Below are 17,491 nucleotides of genomic sequence, written 5' to 3' on the forward strand. Positions count from 1 at the left end.
GCAAAATTTAACATAAATCTTGAACATGTTTTTGTAAAATGTAGTTCTACACAACACTTTTAAAACAAAAACAAACTACTTAAAACTATTACTTATGAAAAAAATCGTATTCACATTTATCCTTCTAGTTGCAGGTACCCAAATTGGTCTTGCACAAACAGAAGAAGAATTGAAGACAAAACTATCTGCTAAAAAAGATTCTATTGCGGCAATACAAGGTAGAGCTAACGCTATACAATCGCAAATAGATGCATTGCCAGGATGGAAAATAGGAGCTTTCGGTACTATCGGTGGAAGCCTTTCTGGATTTAATAATTGGTTCTCACAAGGAATTCCAAATAACGATGCAGGTACAATTGGTATTACAGTAAATGCTTATGCTAATTTATTACAAGAAAAATATTTTTGGAGAAATAATGCAACTGTAAATCTTGCTTGGGTAAAGCTAAATGATAGAGACGATCCAACGGATGATGATGATTTTAGAGAAGCTACAGATGTATTTAATATTTCTTCTTTATTTGGATATAAACTAACTAAAACATTAGCAGTTTCTACATTAGGAGAATACAGAACTACTGTTTTAAATAACTTTAATGATCCTGGATACTTAGATCTTGGTGTTGGTATCACTTGGACTCCTATTAATAATCTAATAGTAGTTGTACACCCTCTTAACTATAACTTTGTGTTTAGTGAAGGTGCTGCGCAATATGAATCTTCTTTAGGAGCTAAAATTGTTGCAGACTATACTCGTAAATTCGGAGCTATTAATTTTAAAACTAATCTTTCTGCTTTCGTAAGTTATGAAGATACGGACTATTCTAACTGGACTTGGACAAATTCTTTTTCTTATACCTTATGGAAAGCAATTGGAGTTGGATTTGATTTTGGACTTAGAAGTAATAAACAAGAAGCATTTAATTATGCTTTAGGACAGGCTGCAATAGCAGTTCCTCCTCCAGCAGTAACACCAACACTAGAAAACACAGATAATGAATTACAGTCTTTCTGGAATCTAGGATTAAGCTATTCTTTCTAATAAATTTCGGATAGTAAAAACCAACCATTAAATATATTGTGATCCTGCTTTATACAAGATAAAGCAGGATTTTTTTTGCTTTGGATTGATCATAGATCTAGATGATTATATACCTGTTTCATGTGAAACTCATATTGATCCTCATCTATTACGTTAAATCCATTTCTTTCATATAAATATCGTGCAGGATTTTCTTTAAGCACTTTTAAGATCAATTCTTTATTCAGGGATCTACTTAATGATGTCATGTATTCTAAAAGATACTTCCCTATTCCTTTTCCTTGGTGTTCTGGCAATACTTGTAATTGCAGAATCTCTATTGTTTTATCCGTTTTAATATATTTCAGTACACCTACCTTTTCATTAGATTGTGTTACTATATAAGAACCATCAAAATGGAATTTTACTCTTGACATATGGTCTTTGTCTGATAAATACAGCCCTGCATTTTCTAGATGCTCTACCATTGTTTGTTTTCTTAATTGAAATAAAAATTCTATGTCAACATCTGCTGCTTTAACTAATTCTACATCCATAGTTCTTTAAATTCTAAGATAATTTTCGAATAAATATATACTATTCTAAAAAAATAAAAGTTCTTTTAATCATAACAATCACTTACTACGAAATACATTTTTGGCATAGATTAATCACATTTGAATAAGCTATATGCATAAAGTATATTTGTGCAAAAATTTATTATTTATACCATGCGAAAGATTGTTTTACTTATTTTTCTATTTGCTTTTGTCTTCAAAATAATTGGGCAGGAAAAGAAAGAAGTAAAGCAATTGGATTCTATTCAGGTACACTTGACTCGTGCTCTGGATAGTGTGCTTAAAAACACTCCAAATGATCTTAATATTATCGTATTAAAAGATCTGCTTAAAAAAATCACTCCTAAACCACCTAAAAAGTCTGAAGAAGGCTGGAAAAAGATTGGTAAATTCTCATTGTTTTTTAACCAATCTGCTTTTAACTTTGATTGGCAAGGAGGTGGTACTTCTAATATTGCTGGCAATACGGCTCTTAATTATGAATTCAATTATAAAAGGAAAAGTCTAACTTGGGATAATAAAATTCTAGCTGATTATGGCCTTACCTTTTTAAAAGGAGAAAACTTTGCTCGAAAAACCAATGACAGAGTAGAGTTTAACTCCAGATTAGGGCAACGAATCGGAGAGAGTTTCTGGAATTATTCTTTATTTGTGAATTTCAGATCTCAGTTCGCTAAAGGATATAGTTTTAGTAAAGATCCAGATACTGATGAAACTATTCGTACAGAAGAAACCCATTTCTTCTCTCCTGCTTTTATACAGATTGGTCCTGGAATTTTATGGAAAAAAAACGACAATTTCAATGTTAACATTGCTCCTGTTACCTCGCGTATGATCTTTGTGGATGATCGATTTACCACTGTTCCTGATTATGTAGATGGAGACTATTTTGGAGTAGATGCAGGTAAAAGCTCTCGATTTGAGTTTGGAGGATCTTTAGCAGCATATACTAAGTTTAAACTTATAAAAAACATTACCATAGAAAACATATTGAACCTGTATACTAACTATATAGAGGATCCATACAATGTGGATATTGATTACACTCTAAATCTAAACCTTATTGTAAATAAATATATTTCTGGTAGCTTTGCTTTTCAGGCAATTTATGATGACAACGCCACCAGCGGATTTCAGATTAGAGAAGTAATCGGATTAGGGCTTAACTATGAATTTTAGTTCCTACACTACTCCTCTACAAATTCTGGGTACAAGAAGTTGTTATAAGGAAAACGTGTTACATGTATATCCCTTACTTCTTTATAAACTCTTTTTCTAAACTGATCTATATTTTCTTTATTGATCGCAGATATAAACAAGGCGTTATCCCCTATTCTTGCCATCCAAGTCTGTTTCCACTCTTCAAGAGTGTAGTGCGCTTTGGTTTTTTCTGTGGTCAAATCATCTTCATCAATCGTTTCATATTTATAAGCATCTATCTTATTAAAAACCATAATGACTGGCTTGTCAACACTTTCGATTTCATCTAAAATCTTGTTTACAGAATCAATATGATCTTCAAACTGAGGATGTGATATATCTACAACATGTAATAATAAATCTGCTTCTCTCACCTCATCTAAAGTACTTTTAAAACTTTCAACCAATTGTGTGGGTAGTTTTCTGATAAAACCAACTGTATCACTTAATAAAAACGGAAGGTTACCAATCACAACTTTTCTTACGGTGGTATCAAGAGTTGCAAAAAGCTTGTTCTCTGCAAAAACTTCACTTTTAGCAATTACATTCATCAATGTAGACTTACCAACGTTGGTATATCCTACCAATGCTACTCGTACCATTTTACCTCGGTTACCACGTTGGGTAGCCATTTGCTTATCGATCGTTAATAATTTCTTTTTTAACAATGATATCCTATCTCTTACAATACGACGGTCAGTTTCAATTTCTGTTTCTCCTGGACCACGCATACCAATACCACCTCGTTGACGCTCTAAATGCGTCCATAACCCTGTTAATCGAGGTAAATAATATTGACATTGCGCCAATTCTACTTGAGTTCGAGCATAACTTGTCTGAGCTCGCTGAGCAAAAATATCCAAGATCAAGTTCGTACGATCAATGATCTTAGCTTTTAAAATACGTTCAATATTACGTTGTTGTCCTGGAGTTAATTCATCATCAAAAACCACAGTTCCAATATCATGCTGTTCCACATAGGTCAGCACCTCTTCCATTTTACCTGATCCAATAAAGGTTTTAGAATTAGGTACGTCCATTTTCTGGGTAAATCGTTTTACCACTTCTCCACCAGCTGTATATGTAAGGAATTCTAATTCATCCAAAAACTCAGTCAGTTTGTCTTCATCTTGATTTTTGGTGATAATACCTATTAAAATTGCTTTTTCGTATACTGTTTTTTCCTTCTCTATCATTAATGCCTCTTTTTCTAGCGATCTACTTCTTATCCTATTTTTCTACAATTAATCAACAAAGGTACAATATTGTCTGCATTTGAATTTGTACATTAGATGTTTACAACAAATTTTTATCGAATGCCTTCAAAGTCTTATTTTAAAAAGAAACATACAGAGTTACATACGGTAGCATTTTATAACTTAGAAAACCTTTTTGATACCAAAGATGACCCTAAAACATTGGATGATGATTTTTTGCCTGATTCAGAAAAACGTTGGAACAAAAAAAGATACCAAAAGAAGATATTTAAGCTGGGGACCGCTATTTCTAATATTGGATTTGCCAAAACCGGTAAGGCTCCCGTAATTTTGGGTGTAGCTGAAGTAGAAAATAAAAACGTATTAGAGGATCTCGTTAAAACAAAGCATTTGGTGAACAAAAAATATGGTGTCGTTCATCATGAATCTCCAGATGAACGAGGCATCGATGTAGGGCTTTTATATCAGAAAGAAAAATTTAAAGTAACACATTCAGAAAGTATCCAGGTGTTGGTCTATAATGAACATGGTGAAAGAGATTTTACTCGTGATATCTTATGGGTTACTGGAAACTTACATGATGAAGAAATACATATACTAGTTAATCATTGGCCTTCTCGCAGAGATGGAGCCGAATTAACAGCCTATAAGAGAATTGCTGCGGCTGATAAAAACCGAGAAATCATACAGCAGATTCTAGAAAAAGATCCTGAAGCGAAGATTATCATAATGGGTGACTTTAATGATGATCCTAATAGTGAAAGTATTAAAAAACATTTGGTTTTGCACGATTTTTATAATCCTATGGAAAAGCTTCATACACGTTATAGAGGAACTCTGAGCTATAAAGGTCGATGGAATTTATTCGATCAAATTATTTTTAGTAATAACTTTCATAAATTTCAAGAAGCTACGCACAGTTTTTCTGAAGCCAACATATTTGATGATAGTTTTTTAAAAATCTATAAAGGCAGATACAAAGGAAAACCTTTTAGAACATATACCGGAAGAAAATATAAAGGTGGATATAGTGATCATTTTCCTGTATACGTATATCTAAAACGTAATTAGGTATACGTAGCTTTTTAGTCCTATTATAAAATACGTGCTTTCCATATAAAAAACCTCATAAACACCTTAGTGTATTAAAGCGGTTCCACTTAGTAAAGAAGGGGTATATGCCCTTTTTTGACTTGGCCAAAACCCCTCGAAAAAACAATAAACACTTGTTTATCAGCTTGTTATTTTGCGGAAATTTCCGCGGATAAAATTTTTCTTTTTGCCAATTATAAACCCTACTCTACTTTTGATCTCACATCTATAAGCATATACTTATAGTGTTAATTTCACTTGTATGATGAGGATAATTATAAAGACCTTCCATCTATTGGATCAGAAACACAACAGGCGCCAACAGTAGTTTCTATATTAATAATTTCCTTTTAGCAAACAGTGAAAATCAGGATGCATTAGTATCCAAAAACTAACAAATCAATTTAATTATTCTTAAAACCAAACAAATGAAAAAGTTATTTTATGCATTACCAATCATTGGTCTATTATTCTTCGCTTCATGCGATAAAGACGAAGCTAACGAAGTAATAGATGAATCAGCAATTGCACAAGAGTTTTCTTTAAAAAGTATCTATGATTTTAATAAAGATATAAGTGTTTCTTCAGAAGAAGGAAGTACGGGAATTGTACGTGTTTATGCTAATAATGAAGCGGCTTTAATCAACTATTCTAGTGCTAATCTAAGTCTAATGGAGATCAATCAGGACGAAACTTTAAAACAGAGTTTAGTACGCCACGATAAAATGAATCTAACGCAACCAGATGAGAATCTTAATATCGAGTATGAAAAAAGTGATTCTTTTGAAGACGTTGGTAATGATATCGCTTTCGAATTAGTGCAGCTTACTAAAACAAATGCTAATTCAAAATATGCTATCAATTTTAATCATCCACAAAACAATACTGCCAAAGCTAGCTGGCAATATTATACTCATTACAGTGCTGTTGGTGAGGCTCAGATTGCTGAAATCGCAAGACACTCTGTTTGGAGAAGAGTATACTATGGTTTAAAGTATAAAGCGTATAGCGGAAGTAGTTGGGCAACTATTCAGAACGAGTGGAAATTGATTAAAAATAATCAGAGTTTTTCTCATACAAAGAATCCTTGTCATCAATTTAGAATGCGAGTAAAAACTAAAAAGAATAGCGCGTATTCAGTTACTTTTGACTACTAATATATTACCCTAAGGCCAACAAAAAACTCCCTGAAGAATCTTTCTTCAGGGAGTTTTATTATACTGTTTTGTAGTATATCAGAAATTCTTAGTTTCCTGAGATCTCTATATTATCAATATGGTATCTGGTTGTTGGTCCAGGATCTGCTCCTGCATAACGGAATGCAATTCTTACATTACCTTCGATACAAGAAATATTAACTGGTCCAACGGCTTCAAAACTTCCAAAACCATTTGGATTCCCATTAGGGATACTAGCATCTAATTGTGTCCACTCTGTAGTAGTTACATCACCTGTAAAGTTATCGGTGATAAAAGCAGTTAAAATGTTACCATTATCAAAATTAGCCTGAATATCAAAAGATAATTCTTCTTCTATGGAAGCTGTAAGATCAATTTCTGGAGTTACTAACCAAACCTCGAATGGGTTTTCTCCTGAGTTAAATCCAGAAATCTGAGCATATTGATTACCACTAAAACTTCCTACAAAATAATCTAAGCTTCCACCTGTAGTATTTACGTTTAACCATCCTGCATTTTCAAGATCGTTAATGCTTAACCCTGTAAAGTCTTCTTCGAAGATTACCGTTGATCCTCCACTATTTCCTGTACATTCTAATACGTTAGGGTCACAACGGGTTTCGTTATCAAATGTTAAACCTGTAGGGTCATTAAGCACTAAATTAAAAGTGTCACCAAAGAAGTTCTTTGTTAAGATTCCTTCAAAGCTTCCTTGTTGAGACGGAAGAGTTAATCCTTTAAAGTCTGCAAATGTACTTGTGCTTAACACAGCAATTCCTCCATCATCACAACTCTCTAGATTTCTTTCTCCATCGAACTCATCAGTTGCTTCGGCAGAAAAAGTAAGTGGATTATCTCCTAATACATCACTTTTATTAAACTGAACATTGTTGATTTTAACATATACATTCGTAATGTCATCAGAAAAATCTGCAAAAGTAATCTCTAAAGGAACAATGGTTGCTACTTCTGCCGATCTTTTAATAAAATCATTTTGAGAAAAAGAAGGAATCTGATCCACCTCATCACCTGATAAAACACCTAGAGTAGTAACACCATTTTCAATTCCAACAGATAAACCATCTAGTTTTATAAACACCTTACGACCAAATTCGTAGGTAGTAAATAATGGGTTTACATCAATAAGTACTCTTAATCCTCCGCTTGGGTTTTCTGCAGCATCCTGCATCACAAATTCTTCGAAAAAGTTACCTGCTTTATCATTAGACACAATGTATCCTTCTACATAATTGTTTGTGTCTTCAAAAGTTACTTTAGCATCAGCACCTTCGTCTGCTATTTCCTGAGCCAAAATACCTAATACCGCATCTACACCAATCACTGTTCCATCAATGTTTGGCTCATCAATACTTAGTGGTGGCGTTTTAAAATCATCGTCTTGTACACAAGCAGTAAACGTTACTGCCAAAACCAAAACACTTATTAGTTTCTTTAAATTAATCGTATTCATTTTATAATATTTTTTTGTTGTGTTCATCATTAAAATCTTACATATACATTAAGGTAGTACGAAGTACCAAATCCGTAAAAATATCTGGAACCAAAAACAGGAGTGTCTCTTTGAGATTCTTCAAGAGCTGCTCTATAATCTGCATTTCTTGCTTGTTCAAATCCTCCTGTTCTATACTCTTGATTAAAAACATTATTAATCGTTGCAAAGAAACCTATGTAGTAATCTTTTACTCTCCAGGATTTACCTCCAACTACATTTACTAAAAAGTAATCATCAAACTGCTCTTGTCTCAATAATTCCCTAGCAATATTTTCGTCATAATCGTTAAATGGTATCTCAGTTTCTGGATCTATACTAAAATTCTCAGTTCTTGTCAAAGGACTCACATCTATATATGCATTAGAAAAATAGTTTGTTGTAGCTCCAACCCACCAGAAATTAGGGTCACGATATTCAAAACCAAACTGAGCTGCATTCTGTGGACCTCCTGCAATATTATAATCTTCAAGAAAAGATTTACCAAATGATCTTGGTGCTGGTTCAATAACCGCTCCTTGACTAAGGTTTGTAAAACCTTCGCTTGTACTGGTTAAGGTCAAATTAGGATTGTTGTCAAAAGTAAACTGACCTATAGCTGCTGCTGCTTTAAGTTTTATTGTTGGAGTAATTTGGTATTCTATCCCGAATTCTGCTCCAATATGTAATTTATCTATATCAGTTAATATTTCCTGTACAAAAGAACCTGAAATTGCATTGGTGAAGAAAAATCCTATATCAGTAGCATCTTCAATTTTAGTATAGTAACCCGTTACTCTAGCTTTTAACTTTGGTGTACGTAAAATATAACTAGCATCAAACGATTGTATTTTTTCGCTTTCCTGATCTCCACCTACAATATCAGAAACTGTAATGTTGTTTTGACGAACATTAGCATATGCATTTCTAATCGTTGGTGCCTTTGTAAAATAAGTTCCGTGAACATCAATTAAGTTACGACCATTAATTTTATAGGTAAGACCTGCTTTTGCTCCGTAATTTGTAAACTCTAATTTTTCTCCTTTTCCAAAAGAATTATTTGGGAAATACCCATTCTGAAACAATCCATTTCTTTGGTAAGAAGTCTGAGATACATTTCCTCCAAGAAAAAAGTCTACTCTATTAAACTTAAACTGCGCTTGAGCAAAACCTCCAAAAGTATTGGCATCAATTTCATAGTTATAATCATATCGATCACCAACACCTACAAGGCGATTACGATTTCTTAAATCACTTTGTGCTCTATCTGCTAATTGACTTGAAGATAACAAAGGGTTGTCTAATGCAAAACCGTCAACATCTAAAAATCCAGTACCTCCTAAAAGATCCAAAACTTCTGCAAAGTTTTCGCTTTTTAATGTTCTATAATTAATAGAACCATTAATACTAATATTATCAGATACCTGACTATTTAATATGGTATTAAATGTCCACTGTGTATCATCGTTTCTATCTTCATATAGAATATAAGTCGAATTACCTCCTTGTTGTCTATTTAACTGGTTTGCCTCTATCAAATTATTCCAGTCTAACTGACCATCTGCTCTAAAACGTTGTTGCGCTAAGAATGCATTCTGAAAATCCAAAGGTGTAGGGTTTGCATCTTGTAAGTAGAAACTTGGTAAATTACTTGGGTGCATTGGGTTAGTATCTCTACTTCTTCCACCTCCTACATAAGTATCCTGACCATTAAAAGTAACTAAATCAGTACCTCCATTATCTATACGACTATTTCCTATTTTTCCTGTTTGGAAACCAACATTAGTGTTTAGCGTAGTTTTATTGGTAATGTTCCAGTAATGATTTAACATAGCTACTGGTTCTTCTATCTCTCGAATTCTGGAGTTTTTCTTTTCTCCATCAAAATAACCCCAATTAGGATTATACTTTCTTCCTCTTAAGTTAAAAACTTCTTCTGTTATTGCAGTAGATCTTCCTCTACGATTAGGAGTATAAAAGCTAGTAAGATTTATACTATGCTTATCATTGATCTTTTTCTCAACAGATGCAAAAATCGAATTAGCGTCATATAAAGTACCATCAATAAAACCTTCAGTACCCATTCTACGTGCTAGAGAAACTGTATATGCCCATCCATCAGACATCAATCCAGAACTATAGCTAGCCATCATTCTTCCTGTATAACTTCTATTAGAAGCTGCATAAGAAATTCTTCCTCCTTTTCGATATTGAGAAGCTCTCATAATAATATTGGTAGTTCCCGATAGATCACCAAAAGTATAATCATTTGCAGCAATACCCATTGAAAATTCTTGATTTCGCTGTACATCATTCAATCCTCCCCAATTACTCCATTGTGGTCTTCCTGTAGAAAACTTATTCATTTCGATACCATTGATAAGTACTTTACCATTTTCATTACCAAGGCCTCTTGGTCTAAAAAACGTTGCACTAAAATCAAAGGCTGCTGCACTAAGAAATACATCTCTTGATGCTTGTAGAAGTCCAGATACATTAAAAGAGGCATTATCGTCCCCGTCATCTAATTCATTATCAGAAAGGCTTATCGTACCTATCTGAATTTGCTCTTGATTTAGATCATAGTCTAGATCTATAGTTTTTAGATCCAGAATACTTCCTTCATTAATAATTATAGGAAAACGTTTCGTAACATATCCTTCCTTGGATATTACTGCTACTTGTTCTCCGAATGGTAATTGCGCACTTCCGAAATCAAACTCTCCATCCGTATTGGTTGTCGTAGAAACCAAAGTTCCTTCGATAGTAATTAATACTTCAAAAAGATTTGCATTAGAAGATGCGTCAACAATTTTACCCTTTAATCCTGTTTGCTGAGCGTAAGATGTAGCAACAGAACTTAAAAAAATCATTAAAAAGAATAGATTCTTTTTGAGTTGTGACACTTTCATTAAATAGTTATTTTAGTTAAGAAATTAATATTTCTGCCGCGCAAAAGTACATGTTTTAAATAGAAAAGCTAATTTTGGCCCAAAATTTGGAATACAATTTACAATAAGTTAATACTCAATTATATAATGAACTCAAAATATTTGCTTACCATCGCTTTTGTACTAAGCTCGATAATTGTTCTTTTTTCTCAGGAAAAGAAAACGTATAAAGTTAATACAATTGCTTTTTATAATCTCGAAAATCTTTTTGATACTGAGAATGACCCTATTACCTTTGATGATGACCGAACTCCTAACGGGAAAGATCATTGGACAGAAGACATATATAAGGACAAGTTGAAGAATATGGCGAAGGTCATTTCGGAAATTGGTGCTGATGTCACTAAGAATGCTCCAGCAATTGTGGGAGTTGCAGAAATTGAAAACAGAAAAGTACTGGAAGACTTAGCCAATGAACCCGCTCTTTTGCCTAAAGATTATGGGATTGTACAATTTGATTCTCCAGACAGAAGAGGTATTGATGTAGCGTTATTGTATCAAAAATCATTATTCAGACCAGTAAATACTAGTGTTCATGAGTTGTTGATTTACAATAATAACGATACTAAAAAACGAGTGTATACTCGAGATCAATTATTGGTTAGTGGATACTTAGATGGTGATTTAATTCATGTAATTGTTAACCATTGGCCTTCTAGAAGTGGTGGCGAAGCACGTAGTCGTTACAAAAGAGAAAAGGCAGCTGCTCTAAATAAAAAAATTATTGATTCTCTTTTTGACATCGATCCTTATGCAAAAGTTATTACTATGGGAGATCTAAATGATGATCCTGACAATGCTAGTGTAAAAAAGGTATTAGCTGCCAAAGCAGAAAAAGAAGATGTAAAGTTAAAAGGGTTATATAATCCAATGTACAATATGTCTAAAAAAGGAATTGGTTCTCTTGCCTGGAGAGATAGCTGGAACCTTTTTGATCAAATTATAGTTTCTAAAGGCCTATTAGACAAAGATTATTCTTCTTATAAATATTATAAAGCTGGTGTTTTTAATAAAAACTATCTGGCAAATCCAAGAGGAAGGTATAAAGGGTATCCCTATCGAAGTTTTGCAAATGGCGCATATACTGGTGGGTACAGTGATCATTTTCCAGTATACGTATACCTTATAAAGGAAATGTAATATTTAATATTATAACACTAAACAAAAAAGGAGACCAAAATGGTCTCCTTTTTATGTATATAGTCTTTTAACTATTAGTTTCCTACAGTAGAACAATCAGCTGGTAAAGCAGCTAACTCTGTTGCATATGCATCAGCTGCACCACAATCAGTAGCTCTATACGTTTCGATTGCACTCTTAGCAGCGCTACATAACGCTTCCGTTTGAGTAGTAGCATCATTATAAGCAGCTAAAGCAGCAACTACTGGAGCTCTTAATTCAGAATCAATTGTGTCACAAGCAAAATTGATAACATCATCTTCTCCACAAGAAGTGAATCCTAAAGCCATACCAAAAACGGCAACATACATAAGTTTTTTCATAATCTGGGTTTTAAAAAATTAATTTTTTAGGATGCCGAATATATAGGATTAATTCTTTATTAACAAAATATTTTGTTAATAAAGTGCTTTTTGACGGAAAAAACCTACTTTTTATCGTACAAACACTAAATCTCCTCTACATCTATTGGCTTACCAATATATACCAAAAAGCTATCTTCATTAATTTGTTCCATTTTTTCGCTATATGCAGATATAATTCTAATATTACTGTCTGGATCCTTAATAAATAAAGGAATAATATCTTGGCCTTCTTTGATAGTTTGAATGAGTGAATGATAATGTGAGGCATCATTAATTTTCATCTCCTGAATACTTGGATATTTTTCTGCTAACTCCATGAGTTTGATATAATCATCTGTATGAGAAAACAACCCTTCATCTGGATTATTTTCTGGATCATTCATTTCTTCAGAACTTACCAATCTAAAAGATCCATTTTCTCCAAACTGATCTCTAAATTTGTCAATTGCAAACTTATTAATATCTGTATTTCCTGTAAGGGCCATTAAAAAGCCAACATCATTTAATTCTACATTATCTTTTAATTGATCATTATATATGCTTCCTTCAATAGCTTCTAACCCTAAGCTTTTTGCTTTTCTAATATTATCCCTATTACTATCTACTAATACTACATGACGTGAGTTAGTCTTTAAATATGATCCTATTAATCTGGAAACTTTAGAAGCGCCAATAATAAGTATTCCTTCGGATTTTGATAGAAAAACACCCACCATTTTAGCAAATAGTCTTGCGGTTGTCGCATTAAGAAGTACAGTCCCTAATACAATCATAAATACTAAAGGTGTAATATATTCTGCTCCAGGCTCTCCAATCTTGGCAAGCTTTAGTCCAAATAATGACGCAATTCCAGCAGCTACTATACCTCTAGGTCCTACCCAGCTAATAAAAAGTTTCTCATTGGTCTTAAGGCCCGATTTTCGTGAACTAAGAAATACTCCTATTGGTCTTACCACAAAAACAACAGCAGCAAAAAGTAACACAGCATCCCAATTTAAAATTAATTGAAGCTCTTCTATATTAATGTTGGCCGCAAGAAGAATAAATAAAATAGAGATTAATAAAACACTTAATGATTCTTTGAAATATAATAACTCTTCAAAATTTGGCAGGTCAATATTACCCAAAACCATTCCCATTACAACTACTGATAATAACCCCGATTCATGTGCAAAAGCATCAGATAAAACAAACACACCAAGTACGATCGCCAGTGTAAAAACATTTAATAAATAATGTGGAATTATTTTTTTCTTTATTCCAAAAGCCAATCCATAGGCAAAAGTAAAACCAAAAGTAAAACCGAATAAAACAATTTTTCCAAATTCTACAAACGCAGTTTTTGTAAAAGTTCCTCCTTCTCCTGCACTTATAAATTCAAAAACCAAAACTGCAACCAATGCTCCAATTGGGTCAATAAGTATTCCTTCCCATTTAAGCACCGCAGAAACATCTTTCTTTAAGGGTATATTCCTAAGAATAGGAGTAATTACAGTAGGGCCTGTAACAATTATAAGAGCAGAAAACAAAAATGATATTGGCCAACTTAAGTCAAAAATAAAATGTGCCGCTAATCCCGCACCCAAAAAAGTTACAACCACGGCTACTGTGATTAACTTAAGAATTACTGGACCAACGTTAAGAATCTCTTCTCTTCTCAGCGTCAATCCTCCTTCAAATAAAATAATACTAATAGCTAATGAAACAAAATAAAACAAACTCTCTCCAGGAAACAAACCTTCTGCACCATTCCATATGGGTTGTATTAATTTAGTGCCATCTTCTGTATACAAAGTTGCGATTGGCCCTACTAAAAGTCCAATCAAAATAAGAGGTAAAATCGCTGGGATTTTAAATTTCCATGCCACCCATTGGGCTAAGATTCCTAATATAATAATACCTGCTAACTCTACCATATTTTATCTTAAATTATTTACGACCTCCAAAATATCGGAATTTTTTTAGAAATACATATCCCTTTATGGATTTTATACTTCCGAAAATTAACAGTATATTCTCGCCCTTTAAATTAGAAGCTATCATATTGAACGGACTTTTGGATCATAAATTTAAAACAATACTTATAGGAATTGCATTTTCTCCTAACCTAAAGAACAACGTATATGAAGCAATGAGAATGGTGGATTTCTTTGATTCTAAAATGGTATTGGTACACGTAGGTAAGAAGACAGAAAAAAAGGAATCGGCTATAAAAGAATTAATTTCTGGCTTTTCTGAAGACACAGAAAAAGTAAAGATTATTTGGCGAGAAGGAAATCCAGTGGATATAATTATTAAAACTGCCAAAGAAAACAATGCAGACTTGATTATGCTCGGAGCTTCACCAAGAGAAGATTTCTTAAAGTTTTATATTGGGTCTATTGCCCGAAAAATAACTCGAAACGCTCATTGCTCTGTATTATTACTTATAAAACCTTCTGAAGATTTAAGACCCTGTAATCATATCGTTGTAAACGGGTTAAAGGATCATAAAACCAAACAAACAGTTTTAGCATCATTTGAGGTTGCTCAAAATCTTGGCGCGCAACAATTAACAATCGTAGAAGAAATTTCGCAACAAGAAGTACAAGTAGTAGTACAAGATGATAAATCACTGCTTAAAGCGATAAAAAGAAAAGAACAAATAACTAAAAAAGAGCATCTTAGGGTACAAGATATTCTTAATGAAGTCCCCGAAGACTTTAAACACGGAATTCATATTAAAACTCAACCAATATTTGGACAAAGAGGATATTCGATCGGTCATTATGCTCGTGTTATTGGTGCAGATTTATTGGTAATGAATGCTCCCGAAAAGACCAATTTTTGGGATCGTATTTTTCCTCACGATCTCGAACATATTTTAGCAGAATTACCAACCGATGTGTTAATAATTAGATAAATGAAAGACTTTAAAAACAACACGTCGCAGTTCCTCTCGTCATTGCCTAAAAACATTTTTTCTGGATTTGTAGTATCATTAATTGCTTTGCCTCTTGGATTAGGGTTAGCATTGGCTTCAGAAGCTCCACCAATATCTGGGATTATAGCTTCTGTAGTTGGAGGAATAGTTGTTGCCGTATTTGGTGGATCTAATGTAACAATTACTGGTCCTGGGAATGGTTTAGTGGTTGTATTGCTTGGGGCAATCACCACATTAGCTGATGGAGATTTATATCAAGGATATCTTTTTACGTTGGCTGCCATTATATGTTCTGGTATTTTAATGATTCTTATTGGAGTACTACGATTAGGAATATTAAGCGATTTTTTTCCTTCTTCTGCAATTCAAGGAATGTTAGCAGCAATTGGTATTAGTATTTTTGCAAAGCAATTTCACGTAATGATTGCGAATACTGGAGTAAAAGGAGATACGGTTTCTCTTCTTGTAGATATTCCTGGTAGTATTTCTATGTTATTTTCTCCAGAATATAGACACCTTGCTGTTGCTGCCGCAGTAGGGATCATAAGTTTATTAATCATGGTTTTCTACGGTAAAATCAGAAATAAATACCTTCAGCTTGTTCCTGCTCCTATGTGGATTGTTCTTCTGGTTATTGGATTAAGTTATTATTATGAGTTTTTTTCATCAGAAATCTACCCAATATCAGATAAATTACTCGTGCAAATACCAAATAAGGTGTTTTCTAATTTTCCTTCACCAGATTTTTCATCCGTATTTCAGTTTAAGTTTATCGGTGTTGTTCTAGCAATTACCTTGATATCCAGCATAGAATCTTTATTAAGTATTAAAGCTGTAGATAAACTAGATCCTGAGAAAAGAAGATCAAATACCAATAAAGATTTAAGAGCTTTGGGAATTGCGTCTATTGTAAGTGGTTTTCTTGGAGGGTTAAATGTAGTAACCGTTATTGCGAGAAGTTCTGTAAATGTAAATAACGGAGGAGCTAATCGATCTTCTAACTTTTTCCATGCCACCTTTCTAGTACTTTTTGTTGTATTATTTCAGGATCAGCTGAGCAGAATTCCTCTTACAGCATTAGCAGCAATTTTAGTATATACTGGATATAAACTGGCAGCGCCAAAAAACTTAAAAGATGTTGCTAAAATTGGTAAAGAACAATTGATTATTTTCTCGGCAACTATAATTGGTACTATTACAACTAATTTAATTAGTGGAATTCTTATAGGGATTTTAACAACATTACTTATTCACTTCATACTTAATAAGAGTATTATGCTTTTTGGCAGAAACTTATTCAAGCCTAATGTTCTGATGTTTAAAGAAGAAATAAACGGAACCTATTTTGTAAGTGTAAAAAACTTTTCAAGCTTTCTAAATTACTATAAGTTAAAAAGAAATCTGGATTCTATTCCTGAAGATAGTGATATTGTAATAGATTTTTCTCTTTGTGATTTTGTGGATTATACCGTACAAGAAAGTCTATTTGGGTATCAAGAAGCTTTCCAAAGAAAAGGCGGATCATTCGAAATAACAGGTCTTGATAAGCATGGCACCTCTTCAGAACACCCTATGGCTGTAAGAAGTCTTATTTCCTTTTCTAAAAAATTTAAAATAGGCTCTAATCTGACCAAAAGACAACAAGATTTACAAAAGGTTTCTGACGATTTCGTGTGGAACTACAACTCAATAAAACAGGAGAATATTACTGATTTAAATAGTTTTGTTTTTTTCAAAACTAAAAAAATTCATTACAGTAATAATAATATCTATAATAATGATTCTTCTTTCAAAATTTCTGATGTCGAATTTTCTGAAGGAGAATTCATCGCCAGAAAGGTGATTAGAACAACCATTTTAACTATTGATCTACAAAAGGAAATTCCAAAATTCACATTAGATCGAGAAGGGCTTATAGAATATGTATATAAAATAGCTGGATTTAAGGATATTTTGATCGAAAGTCATCCCGATTTTTCTAAACGTTTTTATCTTTTTGGTGAAAATGAAGAAAATATTAAATTGTTCTTCACTAATCAATTGGTGTTGTTTTTTGAGAGTAATCCTTATTATCATATAGAATCCAATGGCCAAACACTTCTATTGATGAGAAAAGAACGTGTTGCTAGTGTTAAAGAAATAAAAGCACTATTGGATTATGGAATTCGATTAGAAAAAATTATGTCACAGATTGATTATAATGAAATATTGTTAAAAAGTCTACAAATTAAATCCTGATCCTTGTCATTTTTTCTATTTTGCAAAGATTTTTAAACGAATTATGAAATAAACCAATAA

The 17,491-nt window shown here is 32.9% G+C and carries 13 protein-coding genes; 7 read left to right on the top strand and 6 right to left on the bottom strand.

Annotated features, from left to right (window positions below; all coding sequences use genetic code 11):
- Window positions 1-94 precede the first annotated feature (94 nt).
- A complete protein-coding gene (locus QBK95_RS11660; protein WP_280933876.1) occupies window positions 95-1,042 on the top strand; it encodes a DUF3078 domain-containing protein in 948 nt (315 codons plus the stop codon).
- Between the two features lie 89 nt (window positions 1,043-1,131).
- Here QBK95_RS11660 and QBK95_RS11665 read toward each other — a convergent pair whose 3' ends face one another.
- Window positions 1,132-1,578, bottom strand: coding sequence for a GNAT family N-acetyltransferase (locus QBK95_RS11665; RefSeq protein WP_280933878.1), 447 nt, complete (start codon window positions 1,576-1,578; stop codon window positions 1,132-1,134).
- 174 nt (window positions 1,579-1,752) lie between these two features.
- On the opposite strand from QBK95_RS11665, the gene QBK95_RS11670 reads away from it, so the two are divergent.
- The gene (locus tag QBK95_RS11670; RefSeq protein WP_280933880.1) at window positions 1,753-2,778 is read left to right on the top strand and encodes a DUF3078 domain-containing protein; all 1,026 of its coding nucleotides are present in this window, start codon (window positions 1,753-1,755) and stop codon (window positions 2,776-2,778) included.
- A gap of 8 nt (window positions 2,779-2,786) precedes the next feature.
- Here the strand turns inward: QBK95_RS11670 and hflX are convergent, their stop codons facing one another.
- On the bottom strand, window positions 2,787-3,995 hold the full coding sequence (hflX, locus tag QBK95_RS11675) for a GTPase HflX (RefSeq protein WP_280933882.1): 1,209 nt from the start codon (window positions 3,993-3,995) through the stop codon (window positions 2,787-2,789).
- A 120-nt stretch (window positions 3,996-4,115) separates the two neighbouring features.
- Between hflX and QBK95_RS11680 the strand changes: the two genes are divergently transcribed.
- Entirely contained in the window at window positions 4,116-5,087 is a 972-nt protein-coding gene (locus QBK95_RS11680; RefSeq protein WP_280933884.1) for an endonuclease/exonuclease/phosphatase family protein, read from the top strand.
- Between the two features lie 449 nt (window positions 5,088-5,536).
- On the top strand, window positions 5,537-6,265 hold the full coding sequence (locus QBK95_RS11685) for a hypothetical protein (RefSeq protein WP_280933886.1): 729 nt from the start codon (window positions 5,537-5,539) through the stop codon (window positions 6,263-6,265).
- Between the two features lie 88 nt (window positions 6,266-6,353).
- On the opposite strand, the gene QBK95_RS11690 is transcribed toward QBK95_RS11685, so the two are convergent.
- Entirely contained in the window at window positions 6,354-7,757 is a 1,404-nt protein-coding gene (locus QBK95_RS11690) for a DUF5689 domain-containing protein (protein ID WP_280933889.1), read from the bottom strand.
- Between the two features lie 29 nt (window positions 7,758-7,786).
- On the bottom strand, window positions 7,787-10,687 hold the full coding sequence (locus QBK95_RS11695) for a carboxypeptidase-like regulatory domain-containing protein (RefSeq protein WP_280933891.1): 2,901 nt from the start codon (window positions 10,685-10,687) through the stop codon (window positions 7,787-7,789).
- Between the two features lie 126 nt (window positions 10,688-10,813).
- Between QBK95_RS11695 and QBK95_RS11700 the strand changes: the two genes are divergently transcribed.
- Entirely contained in the window at window positions 10,814-11,866 is a 1,053-nt protein-coding gene (locus QBK95_RS11700) for an endonuclease/exonuclease/phosphatase family protein (protein ID WP_280933892.1), read from the top strand.
- Between the two features lie 74 nt (window positions 11,867-11,940).
- Here QBK95_RS11700 and QBK95_RS11705 read toward each other — a convergent pair whose 3' ends face one another.
- Entirely contained in the window at window positions 11,941-12,228 is a 288-nt protein-coding gene (locus QBK95_RS11705; protein ID WP_280933893.1) for a hypothetical protein, read from the bottom strand.
- Window positions 12,229-12,353: 125 nt separating this feature from the next.
- On the bottom strand, window positions 12,354-14,186 hold the full coding sequence (locus tag QBK95_RS11710) for a cation:proton antiporter (RefSeq protein WP_280933895.1): 1,833 nt from the start codon (window positions 14,184-14,186) through the stop codon (window positions 12,354-12,356).
- Between the two features lie 65 nt (window positions 14,187-14,251).
- On the opposite strand from QBK95_RS11710, the gene QBK95_RS11715 reads away from it, so the two are divergent.
- Both QBK95_RS11715 and QBK95_RS11720 read left to right on the top strand, forming a co-directional pair.
- Window positions 14,252-15,172 carry a universal stress protein gene (locus tag QBK95_RS11715; protein WP_280933897.1) on the top strand — a complete coding sequence of 307 codons (921 nt, stop codon included), beginning with the start codon at window positions 14,252-14,254 and terminating at the stop codon, window positions 15,170-15,172.
- Entirely contained in the window at window positions 15,173-17,431 is a 2,259-nt protein-coding gene (locus QBK95_RS11720) for a SulP family inorganic anion transporter (RefSeq protein ID WP_280933899.1), read from the top strand.
- Window positions 17,432-17,491: the final 60 nt, after the last annotated feature.

It is taken from the genome of Aquimarina mycalae, from assembly GCF_029906345.1.
Lineage (GTDB): Bacteria > Bacteroidota > Bacteroidia > Flavobacteriales > Flavobacteriaceae > Aquimarina.